The organism is Methylotenera versatilis 301 (genome assembly GCF_000093025.1).
GTDB classification, from domain to species: domain Bacteria; phylum Pseudomonadota; class Gammaproteobacteria; order Burkholderiales; family Methylophilaceae; genus Methylotenera; species Methylotenera versatilis.
On record NC_014207.1, the window covers coordinates 1,382,145 to 1,394,130 of the forward strand.

General features: G+C 37.8%; 10 protein-coding genes. 9 read left to right on the plus strand and 1 reads right to left on the minus strand.

Features of this window, described 5'->3' with window-relative positions; all coding sequences use genetic code 11:
* Positions 1-136: 136 nt before the first annotated feature.
* The 4 genes from M301_RS06315 to M301_RS06330 all read left to right on the plus strand — a co-directional run bounded on the left by M301_RS06315 (position 137) and on the right by M301_RS06330 (position 5,029).
* Positions 137-1,075, plus strand: coding sequence for an NAD-dependent epimerase/dehydratase family protein (locus M301_RS06315; protein WP_013147938.1), 939 nt, complete (start codon positions 137-139; stop codon positions 1,073-1,075).
* Between the two features lie 2 nt (positions 1,076-1,077).
* Positions 1,078-2,379 carry an NAD(P)/FAD-dependent oxidoreductase gene (locus M301_RS06320; RefSeq protein WP_013147939.1) on the plus strand — a complete coding sequence of 434 codons (1,302 nt, stop codon included), beginning with the start codon at positions 1,078-1,080 and terminating at the stop codon, positions 2,377-2,379.
* Positions 2,363-2,764 carry a GtrA family protein gene (locus M301_RS06325; RefSeq protein WP_013147940.1) on the plus strand — a complete coding sequence of 134 codons (402 nt, stop codon included), beginning with the start codon at positions 2,363-2,365 and terminating at the stop codon, positions 2,762-2,764. Before M301_RS06320 ends, M301_RS06325 begins: the two co-directional genes overlap by 17 nt.
* A gap of 186 nt (positions 2,765-2,950) precedes the next feature.
* Positions 2,951-5,029 carry a hypothetical protein gene (locus M301_RS06330; RefSeq protein WP_148218583.1) on the plus strand — a complete coding sequence of 693 codons (2,079 nt, stop codon included), beginning with the start codon at positions 2,951-2,953 and terminating at the stop codon, positions 5,027-5,029.
* On the opposite strand, the gene M301_RS06335 is transcribed toward M301_RS06330, so the two are convergent.
* Complete coding sequence (locus M301_RS06335; protein ID WP_013147942.1) at positions 5,030-5,470, minus strand: GtrA family protein; 441 nt, start codon at positions 5,468-5,470, stop codon at positions 5,030-5,032. It abuts the gene before it with no gap.
* Positions 5,471-5,708: 238 nt separating this feature from the next.
* Here M301_RS06335 and M301_RS06340 point away from each other — a divergent pair, with 238 nt between their 5' ends.
* The 5 genes from M301_RS06340 to M301_RS06360 all read left to right on the plus strand — a co-directional run bounded on the left by M301_RS06340 (position 5,709) and on the right by M301_RS06360 (position 11,901).
* Positions 5,709-6,704 carry a glycosyltransferase family 2 protein gene (locus M301_RS06340; protein ID WP_238524675.1) on the plus strand — a complete coding sequence of 332 codons (996 nt, stop codon included), beginning with the start codon at positions 5,709-5,711 and terminating at the stop codon, positions 6,702-6,704.
* A gap of 11 nt (positions 6,705-6,715) precedes the next feature.
* Entirely contained in the window at positions 6,716-7,534 is an 819-nt protein-coding gene (locus tag M301_RS06345) for an ABC transporter permease (RefSeq protein WP_013147944.1), read from the plus strand.
* Positions 7,524-8,804 (plus strand): ABC transporter ATP-binding protein, encoded by a 1,281-nt coding sequence (locus M301_RS06350; RefSeq protein WP_013147945.1) that lies wholly within the window; start codon positions 7,524-7,526, stop codon positions 8,802-8,804. Before M301_RS06345 ends, M301_RS06350 begins: the two co-directional genes overlap by 11 nt.
* A gap of 67 nt (positions 8,805-8,871) precedes the next feature.
* Entirely contained in the window at positions 8,872-9,513 is a 642-nt protein-coding gene (locus M301_RS06355) for a 2OG-Fe(II) oxygenase family protein (protein ID WP_013147946.1), read from the plus strand.
* A gap of 39 nt (positions 9,514-9,552) precedes the next feature.
* Positions 9,553-11,901, plus strand: a complete 2,349-nt coding sequence (locus M301_RS06360) for a rhamnan synthesis F family protein (RefSeq protein WP_013147947.1) — start codon at positions 9,553-9,555, stop codon at positions 11,899-11,901.
* The last annotated feature ends 85 nt before the right edge of the window (positions 11,902-11,986 follow it).

Consider the following 11,986-nt stretch of genomic DNA (forward strand, 5'->3'; position numbering starts at 1 on the left):
ACCAAACGAACTATTTAATGAGATATTCTCGTGCTAGAGAAATAAAGCGCTATTAATATTTTGATTGTTGGAATATGGAGAACCGCTGAGATAAGAAAAATTAAGATTTACTGCTTACCGTAATTTGGAGTCGACAATGAATGAATGTAAAATAATCCTTCCCGGTGGGGCTGGCCTGGTCGGTCAAAACCTTGTTGCATGTCTTAAAGCCAAGGGATACAAAGATATTGTAGTACTTGACAAGCACCGTTCAAATTTGGCACTTCTGAAGCAGGTTCAGCCTGATATCATCTTAGAGTATGCCGATCTTGCCGAACCCGGTGACTGGCAGCGGCATTTTGAAGGTGCTAAAGTAGTAGTGATGCTACAAGCTCAGATTGGCGGTAATGATTATCAAGAGTTTGTTCGTAATAACGTAGACTCCACGCGGCTTGTCCTCGAAGCTATCAAAATCAACAAGGTTCCCCATCTTGTACATATCAGTTCCTCTGTAGTGAAATCTGCGGCCAATGACTATTACACTCAAACCAAGAAGATTCAAGAGAATATGCTATTGGATAGTGGTATTCATTGCCCAATATTACGCCCAACATTAATGTTTGGCTGGTTTGATCGCAAGCACCTCGGCTGGCTCTCACGCTTCATGAAGAAGGTACCGGTTTTTCCTATACCTGGTCATGGCTGCTATATGCGTCAGCCTCTTTATGTTGGGGACTTTTGCAACATTATCATCAGTTGTATTGAACATAAAGTCGATGATGGCATTTACAATATTTCTGGCCACGAGAAGATTGATTATATTGACATCATTCGCGAGATCAAGCGTGCGACCGATGCAAGGGTACTAATCATCAAGACTCCATACGGGTTATTTTATTTATTGATTTGGATCTGGGGGCTTTTCGATAAAAATCCACCGTTCACCACCCAGCAGCTTGCCGCATTAAGTACCAAAGATGAATTTGAAGTGATTGACTGGCCCGCTATTTTTGGCGTGTCTTACACGCCTTTTGCTAAGGCAATCGATGAAACCTTTAACGATCCACTTTATAGTAAAGTGGTCTTGGAGTTTTAAGTATGGAAAGTCAACGTATTGCGGTACTAGGCGCAGGACCGATGGGGTTAGCTGTAGCCTATCAATTAGCACGTGACGGACACAAACCGATCGTCTTCGAAGCTGATGACAGGGTGGGGGGGATGACAGCTACGTTTGATTTCTCAGGTTTGACTCTCGAGCGTTACTACCACTTTCATTGCATCTCCGACCATGCTTTTTTGACGATGTTGGACGAATTGGCCTTAGCCGACAAGATGCGCTGGGTAGAGACGAAAATGGGCTACTGGTATCAAGGGAGATTGCAGCCGTGGGGTAATCCCATAGCGCTTCTCAAATTTAAAGGGTTAAGCCTTGTTGCCAAGTTCCGCTACGGGCTTCACGCTTTCCTCTGCACCAAACGCAACGACTGGAAGCCACTGGACAATGCCGAGGCCACTGGTTGGATTAAACGTTGGGTAGGCAATGAGGCGTATGAGGTCTTGTGGCGTCGGTTGTTTGACTACAAGTTCTACGATTATACCAATAATCTGTCGGCAGCTTGGATTTGGAGCCGGATTCGGCGAATAGGCAGGTCTCGCTACAGCCTTTTTCGCGAAAAGTTAGGCTATCTTGAAGGAGGCTCAGATACACTGCTTCAAGCAATGCGAGCTGAAATTGAAGCGCATGGCGGTGAGATTCGCCTTAAATCACCAGTTAGTAAGGTGCTTATAGAGGATGGAAAGGTACATGGTTTGGTGGTTGCTGGGCAGATTGAAGCTTTCGATAAAGTGATCAGTACTATTCCTTTGCCCTATGTTCCGAGGCTTATTCCTGATCTGCCGAACCATATATTAGATTGTTACCGGTCGATAAATAATATCGCTGTCGTCTGTGTGATAGTGAAGCTACGTAAGGCACTGACAGAGAATTTCTGGTTGAATACCAATGATCCTGAAATGGACATCCCAGGCTTGGTCGAATACACTAACTTGCGGCCGCTTGATCAGCATATCGTTTATGTGCCTTTTTACATGCCGGGAGAGCATCCTAAATTTAATGAACCTGATCAAGCCTTTCTCGATAAAGTTCGGCGTTACTTAAAAAAAATTAATCCTACGCTGGTTGATGATGATTTTATTGACTTACGCGCTAGCCGTTACCGTTATGCACAGCCTATTTGCGATCCTGGCTATTTGGATAAGCTACCCCTAGTTGCTATGCCAGTTAATGGTTTATGGGTGGCTGATACCTCATACTATTACCCAGAAGACAGAGGTATCTCCGAAAGCATTGATTTCGGTAGAAAAATGGCTAGGGATGTAGTGTATGATAAATCAATTTAGGTCACGGCAATTTCTTGTTTTTTTGTTGACGGGGGGTACTGCCGCTTTAGTTAATTTTGGATCAAGAATTCTTTACAGTACGAGATTTAGCTTTTCCACCTCAATTGTAATTGCTTATATTACTGGGATGATTACAGCATTTGTACTTGCCAAGCTCTTTGTTTTTAAACAAAGTCAGCAAACTCTTCGTCGTTCGATCATTTTCTTTATATTAGTGAACATAATTGCTGTGGCGCAGACTTGGTTAATCAGTATCGCATTGGCTTATTATCTTCTACCTAAATTGGGTATTATTTTTTTTGTTCGTGAGATTGCTCATGCTGTTGGAGTGATTGTACCTGCCTTTACAAGTTACATAGGTCATAAGAAATTTTCTTTCAAGTAACTTCATATGCTCTAGTGGTCACTGTTTGGATCATAGATCCTACTGGTTAATGAGCCAATGGTTCTTGAGATTGTCTAGCAGCATAGGTGAAGTCCAGACCAAAGGAGTCATGCACTGCCGAGTAGCGCTTTACCATAGTTCGAACTTTGAACAACGCCATACAGGAAAAATAAATTGAATTTAGTCATGACCATAACATTTTTTCTTATATCATCACTCATCTTATGGTTGGTATCTATCGATACTTCATTTGCATGCCAGAGGAAACCTTCGATCATTCTGCTGATGTTAGGTTTTCTATGTTTACTCATAAGCAGATGGACTATTCTAGAGTTTGATCAAGTCATTAATCCAGACGAAGCGTTGATGGCCGCCAACGCGATGCAATCACATTATGGGTGGTTAAACTGGAATTTTGCGGACACTCTGACGGCTGGCCCTCTTGATTCAATGGTCTTAACTTGGCCCTATATTTTTAGCGGTGACATAACCCTTTTCTCTACTCGACTAACTGGAGTTGTATTGTTAGGGCTGGCTCTCACTAGTCTTTACGGTACAATTTGCTCTTTAGGCAATAGCAGGTTAGCACTAATATCCATCATTCCAATATATACCTATTTCATAGCTACGAACAACTTCGACTTCATACACTACACAAGTGAACTTTTACCAGTATTCTTGATTTCTGTTAGCCTATACTTCTATTCACTTTCGCTTCGCTCTAGCAGTTTTTTTCCCTTAATTATAGCCGCTCTTTTTTTGGGGTGTATACCATTTGGAAAGCTTCAGGCGACGCCGATAGCCATTGCGTGTGGTGGCTGCGTACTTGTCAGTACTTTCTTATTGGCTTCAACAACTGTTAAGCGTATTACACATGTCGTAATCATAGCCATTGCTGCTTGTGTACCAGCATTACTTTTCCTCGTTCCCTTGACTATTGCGGGAGGGTTGGATGATTTCATGAAAAGTTATTTTTTCCAGCAGAGCTTACGCATACAGGGTGAAGAATGGGCTGACAAAGTTCCGTTGTTGGTAAGAACGACTTCAAATTTTTGGTTGATTGTTTATGCGTATGGGGTAATTGGATTGATTAGTGTGGGAGCTTATTTATCGAATAAGTATGTTAATCAGATAAAGACTGACGCTTCTACACTTCGAATGTTTAATCTGTCGGCAATTCTTCTACCCACTTCATACTTTGCTATTTCGTTGCCAGGGCGTCCTTTCACACATTATCTTCTTCTCAGTATTCCTGCAATCGCAATTACAGGCGGTGCGTGTTGCGCAGCATTTGCAGCTTTTATCGAGTGCAATAAAAAAAAATTCTCATTGTCCTTCGCAAGGTTTGCAGTAGTAGTATTTCTAGGAACTTTTTTTGGGATGCTTATTATTTCAAGCAATGAAGCCGACCCCAAATGGAAAAACTATCTTTTTTTGCAGGGGAAAGCATTAACCTCTCCTAGGTCTTTATCGTGGCTACTCCCGTTAGAATCAGATCGGATTATTTGTTGGGGGTGGCGCTCAGAGTGTTATGTAGATTCGGCAATACGTTCAGCAACACGCGAGGCGACCAACGAAAATCAACTCTACAACACAGCCCTTCGTGGTTACTTTCGCAGCCGATTCCTGCAAGATATGAAAAAGACCCAACCAGCTTTTGTTATTGATACTGTTGCGCCTGGAAGCTTTCATTTTGTTGATCCAAAAACAGAAGGCATTCAGGCTTTTCCAGAACTGCAAAAATTAATTGAGCAAGATTATCAAATGGTTTCATCAGTCAAATCTCCAGATAGCTGTCCAAGGGTATATGTAATAAAATCACGCGCTGCATTAATCGAAACTAAACTTGTTCACTTCCAATCAATAACTGCGAAAGAATCTATGCCTGGTTTTGATCCCTCATCCTTGGATGATGGAAGTGTATTCGAGTCTTGTCAAGATTACTGGCTTGCACCCGATGGAGTCGGCGGTACAGTCAATGTAAAGTTTGCTTCTATATCCGCTACGTCGATTAAAAAAATTGCAATTTTAAATACCCGTAACGGTATGCTTGGGGATAGGTCGAGTAAGAAAGTGGTCATAAGACTGATGCTTAAGGGGCTGGTTGTGAACTCTTTCGAGATGCAACTGAATCGATTTCCAGAGTGGACGGAACTTTATTTTTCTGAATCCGCTATGCCCCACGCGGATGCAATGAAAATTGACATTATTTCATTCGATCAAAAAGGGGGAGGGCTGAACGAATTAAAAGTCTATCGGGAATGATTACTTATAGCTATCGTTAAGGCGTAGATAAGTCTTATAAGTAAAAAATCTATGACCAAAATAACTAGTGAAAAACATGATTGCAGACCCAGTCATTGCACTGCCCATTTCCGCTATTTTTAGGGGTATGTCATATTGGGAAGTGAAATGTAAAACAATGTTAGCTGCAGTAAAATTTAATAGTAAACCCACGGCATAAACGATAATAAAAATCGTAGCCTCCTGCCCTGCTTTATCCCAAGATCGTTTTTGGAAGGTAAAAAACTTTGAGAGGCTAAATGATAACGTAAATCCAGTAGCTATTCCCACGAACAATGCTAATTGAAATGATATAAAGAAAAGAGCAATCCAGACAGCAATCATATTGCCGATGGTAGACATAACGCCCGCAAGGATAAATCTCACTAACTCTTGCATATCAACTACCATTTTTTCTGTCATATTGCTCCCCAATTTTTTAACATAATATCACGTTGTCTTTTATGTTAATTACAACTTTAATTCTCTATGATTTACTCATGCGCTATTCGCAGGGTTCTTTTATAATTATCGAATATAATGTGAGTGTCGAGATTCTAGATCTTTACACTCCAATAATGTTGGTTTTGCAGAAACAATACTGAAATCCAGGTCAAGGTGCATGAATATAATTATGAAGTCTTAACGTTAGATATTCTAGTTGAGTAAATTAAACAAACACTTAAGTCCTGACAAGTTAGTTATTAATTGGACAAAAAAGAGCGAGATATTGCACACAGATACTGTTGCAATACTCATGGCTACTTTTAATGGTCAAAAATTTCTGGAAGAGCAAATACATTCAATCGAGAGTCAAAGTTATCAGAATTGGAAAATTTGGATTTCAGATGATGAGTCGAAAGATGATACTTTTAAAAAGTTGCTCGCCTTAGAGCAGCGTATAGGTAAATCCAAAATTTCAATCAATAAAGGCCCACAAAAAGGGTTTTGCCAAAATTTTTTATCATTAATCTGTCATGCGGATATTAAAGCAGACTTTTATGCATTTGCTGACCAGGATGACATATGGCAGACCAATAAGCTTAAACGTGCAGTTGATTGGCTTAAACCAATACCCAAGGAATTGCCTGCCTTATACTGTTCACGTACAGAAATTGTTAGCGATATTGATAAGAGTATTGGGCAATCACCTTTGTTTAAAAAACCTCCATCTTTCGCTAATGCATTGGTGCAAAATATTGCAGGTGGCAATACCATGGTAATGAATGATGCAGCTAGGTCATTATTAAAAAATGCAGGTGAATTCGTACTAGCAGTTAGTCATGATTGGTGGGCGTATCAGCTTATCACTGGGGCTGGTGGAGTTGTCTTTTATGATCCAGTATCAGAAGTCAGATATCGCCAACATAGCAATAATTTGGTCGGATCAAATAACGGCTTGCACCAAAAGCTTCAAAGAATCGTATTGTTATTTAAAGGTCGATTCCGCAGTTGGAATGCTGTAAATATAAAATCATTAAATGAAGTAAGCTTTTTACTAAATGAAGAAAATTTGAAAATACTTCAAGTACTTTCTCACGCAAGAGATGGCAATCTTTTAGTCCGTTTATTCGGCGTATATAGATCTGGAGTATATCGTCAAACCTTATGTGGCAATCTTGGTTTATTTGTAGCTACTATATTTAAAAAGCTATAGGGTCGATCAAATTGCAAAGTTTCCAAGTCTCTCTACGTGTAATGTTCGCCAGTGTTTGGCGTAATCACGAGTTAATTTTTGCACTGATTAAGCGCGATATTCTTGGACGTTATCAGGGATCCATTTTTGGATTATTGTGGTCAGTCTTTAATCCTTTTGTAATGTTAATAATTTATACCTTTGTTTTTAGTGTTGTATTCAAAGCACGCTGGACAGGGTTGTCAGAATCTAAAATAGAGTTTGCATTAATACTATTTTCTGGCTTATTAGTTTTTAATTTGTTTGCTGAATGTATTACCCGAGCACCTAGCTTAATTATTAATAATGTGAACTATGTCAAAAAAATATTGTTCCCATTGGAGATTCTTTCCTTGGTGTCTCTTGGTTCAGCAATGTTCTCAGCACTAATGAGTTTCGCTGTATGGATATTATTTTATTGTATTTACTTCGGCATCCCGCCAATAACAATATTGCTTTTACCTTTAATCGTTTTACCGTTACTTTTTTTAATAATTGGTCTTAGCTGGTTTATGTCTGCATTAGGAGTATATTTGCGAGATATTACTCAAATTGTTAGTATTTTTATAACGGGTTTAATGTATATCTCTCCAGTCTTTTATCCAGTTTCCTCTCTACCATATGAGTATCAATTTATTTTGAAAGCAAATCCGCTGACTCCAGTAATTGAACAAGTACGTGATGCGATGATTTGGGGTAAACAACCTGACTGGCAAAGCTACTTCATTCATTTACTCATAGCGATTATTTTCGCTTGGCTTGCTTTTGTATGCTTCCAAAGGGTAAGGCGAGGGTTTGCAGATGTTCTCTAATATGCTTGTGAAAGCTGAAAATCTCTATAAATGTTATCGGCTATACAATAAGCCAATTGATCGTTTAAAACAAAAACTATCATTTGGTCGCAAAAAATATTATGAGGAATTTCAGGCTCTGAGAGACGTGTCATTTGAGATAATGCGCGGTGAAACAATTGGAGTAATCGGTCCCAATGGGGCTGGTAAATCTACACTGCTCCAGCTTATTTGTGGAATATCAAACCCGTCGTCAGGGAAAATTATAATCAATGGAAAAATCGCTGCATTACTAGAATTGGGATCTGGATTTAATTTTGAATTTACAGGGCGTGAGAATGTATATTTGAATGCGGCACTTCTTGGCCTTACAAAAGCTGAGATTGATGAGTGTTATCACAGAATTGTCTCTTTTGCCGATATTGGTGAATTCATTAATTACCCAGTAAAAACTTACTCTAGCGGCATGATCATCAGATTGGCATTTGCAGTTAATTTGATGACAACTCCAGACTTAATGATTATTGATGAGGCTTTAGCTATTGGTGATATAAATTTCACAGCTAAATGTATGAGCGCAATAAAGGAGATGCAGAAAAAAGGGACCTCAATTATATTGGTTACCCACGATATGGGAACAATAAGAAATCTATGTAATCGTGTTATTTACTTAGAAAATGGTCGGTTAATAGAAGTAGGACCGCCAAATGTCGTTGTAGAAAAATACATTAAAATGATGCGAGAAAAACAAAATTTACGCCAAACAAATCCCATATCTGAAGAGCTATCAATTATTAGTGAAAGAGCGTTTGATAGATCAAACGAATTTGAGCATCGAGTGGAAGTTTTTCGGTATGGTACAGGCGCAGTAAAAATAAAAAATATTGAGTTATTAAATGAAGAGAATCAAAGTATTAACACAGTTGAGTTTAATCAAAATATTAAATTCAATGTATATCTTGAATCTAGCGCAAATAAAAAGATATCAGTTGTTTTAAACATTCTCGATAATAAGAAAAACAGTATCACTGGATGTAGTTTTACCAGCGCCAATCAGCCATATTTGGAAACCACAACAGGTGGGAAATACCTTTTGGAATTTGAATTTAAACTTCCACTTCAAGAAGGGCATTATTCTGTGTTTATTCAAATCGCTGCGCCTTTAATTGAGGATACAGTTTATTACGATGTAGTTACTGACGCACTTGTGTTCGAAGTGAAAAAATGGAAAACTGCACCTCTACCAGCTAAAGTTTACTTATTTCCAAAGTTGAATGTAATGAATCTCTAATGCCTTCAATTTGCCTAAGCTTAAGTAAACTACTATCCTGTTTCTACCTACAGAAAATGTAAATCGAATGATAAATATAGAAACCTTTATTAACAGTAAATTGAACGAATATCCATACAAGTGGGCGTTTCTTGAAAACATATTCACACAAGAAGATGCTAAAAATTTAGCCGATCAATTTCCGAAGGATAATTATAAAGAAGTGAGCGGTTATGATGGCGAGAAAGGGTATTTGTATAATGCTAGGTCTCTGATTCATATGGGAAGTAAGAATATCTCTAATGAAAATAATTTAAGCTTTGCTTGGAAGCATCTTGCAAATGAACTACTTTCAGATAACTTTAGGGAGTTATTGGGCAGCTTTACTGAAATTGATACAAAAGACTTACTCCTTGAGGTTAATGTAATCGAATATGGAAATGGAGCATATCTTGGACCACATCTAGACCTTAAAGAAAAGGTTCTTACAATGATTCTTTATTTTAATGCACATTGGGATGAGGAAGGTGGTTGTCTTAGTATTTTAAGCACTAAAAATCCAGAGGACTCCATTAAAAAAATTTCACCTAAAGTTGGTAACGCATCTATTTTAGTTCGCTCCAATAATTCTTGGCATGAAGTGACTAAAGTAACGAAAGTTACAGGAAATCCAAGAAGAAGCTTGAATGTAATTTTTCATGCTCCAGGTTCTAAAAGTACGATGTGGTAATCCATTGAAAAGTAAATTTATCTTGTTGAGTGCTTTAATATGATTCGTATTGCCCAAATTGGTACTTTTGATTTGGATAATCTGGGCGACCTGTTATTTCCTTACGTTTTTAATTTGATAGTTTATGATATAGCGAAGAAGCTTTCCATTGAGATCGATATAAAATGCTTTAGTCCTGTTGGTAGTTCTGAGTCACTATTTTATACAGATCAAATTGAAAGTTACCCACTTAATAAATTCATGGTAATTGATCAAGAGTCACCGTTTGACTTAATCTTTATTGGCGGTGGCGATATTGTTCGAGATGATGATACTAGTTTGTACCCAATCTACAACAAAAGAGAATTGGATTTAACATTTTCAAATCTATTCTCATTGAGCGAAGATATCAAAAGGCGGATAGTTTTGCTCAGTCCAGGTGTTCCATTTGATATTCAGCCAGACTTTCAGGTCTTTCTAAAAAACACTTTTTTAAGAGTAATTCAAGCATCTTCTAGAGATAAACAATCACTAGAAAAAATTAAAAGCATATTGCCTAAAGATGCATATACAGAAGTAATCCCGGATCTGGTTTTCTCTCTCCCTAACTACTTTAATTATAAACAGGCTCAAGTAGTTTCTCAGAAGCTGCTATTGCAATTTGAAATACAAGGTGGAAACTATATATGTTTCCAATCACATGCTAACTACTGTCCAGATCCTGTTGAAACGGCGCAGTATTTATTAGACCTTGAAAAAGCAACTAATTTACGAGTGGTATTGCTGGAAATAGGCAAGTGTTTAGGCGACGATAACTTGCTAGAAAAGCTTCATGCAATAGGCGGATTCGTTTACATTAAAAATAGACTGAGCCACTCTTCAATTTCATTAATAGATAAAGTCGCAATAATAGGTGGGGCTAAGGCTTTTATTGGTAGTAGCCTACATGGAAATATTCTTGCAATATCTTATGGAATACCTCAGTTTTGTATCGCATCAGAACTTTTAAAAATTGAAGTCTTAAGGGAAGCTAAATCAAATAGCAATTGCTATAAAAACCTTTCGGCTTTGATTGAAAATCGTCAGGATGTATTGGATCTAATAAAAAATCATGATTACGAAACTAATTTAATTCAGACAACAAATTTTCACTTTAAGATTAAAAGCTTTATTTCAAAAGCAATAGCTTCTTGTTTTGAAAGTAAATTTAGAGACCTCTCATCCTTTTCTCCAGAAATAGATCACTTATTCAAACTATCTCATAAGCGATATCTTAAAGATATCTGGCAGTTGTCAGAAGAAACGACCTATTTAAGAAATCGTGTTGCAAATCTTAACACCTCATTGAACGAGCGAAACGCTCAAATTGAAACAATATATAGTAGTACTTCTTGGAGATTGATAACTGTACTTAGAAAGTTAATTGCAAAAGCTCCCCGTTTGAGCTTGGTGATTCGAAAGTTAATTCAACTCACCTATAGATTGCTGCGTAAGCTATCTTTAATAGATGATTACACTTTTGCACGTAAGATTGAGTATGCCATGCTAGTGCCGTTTTCTTACCAAGTCGAATCACCACAAAATAATCCTTCCTTAGCAGTTATATGCCATTTGTTTTACCATCAAATGTGTGAAGACTATAAAGTTTATTTATCAAATATACCTTTCAACTTTGATATATACATCACAACTGATACAGAGGATAAAAAAGCATATATTGAGAAATCTTTTTCAGGTTGGCAAAGAGGTAAAGTAGAAGTGAGGCTTGCAGTGAATCAAGGCCGAGACATTGCCCCCAAACTCATTGCATGTCGTGATATATACTCTGCGTATGAGTATATTTTACATATTCACTCAAAAAACTCCCCTTACTCCTCAATACATACTGGGTGGCGAGATTACATATTAGACACTTTATTAGGTTCCCAAAAAACTGTATCTAGTATCTTTGAAGCATTTCAATTAAATAGTAATCTTGGAATAATCGCGCCGCAGCACTTTAAAGCTCTCAAGCTTGATATCGGATGGGACCGTAATTTCAAGATAGCAAAGAAGTTAGCAGGTCGGATGGGGTTTGATATATCACGAAAAGCGCCAATAGATTTCCCATCTGGCTCAATGTTTTGGGCACGTTCTGCTGCCTTACTGCCCTTATTGAATTGCAGTCTTTCCTTGCAGGACTTTCCTAGGGAGGATGGGCAAAAAGACGGCACAACAGCGCATTCTATAGAAAGATTATACTTCTTCATATGCGAAAAGGCAGGTTTTAGCTGGATTAAAGTTGCACCGAATATTCTGACGGAAGATGACTTTGGAAGTGTAATAAAAATTGACAGTCAGATTAAATTCAATAATTTTTTTGATGAATTCAATATTAAATTACTAAATAAAACGAGTCACCTGTTATGACATAACTCACTAGGTAAGGATACAAATCATATTTCTCTACGAGAAGCCAAAAACTAAAAACCGCTACTTAATGCTTGTGGTTTAC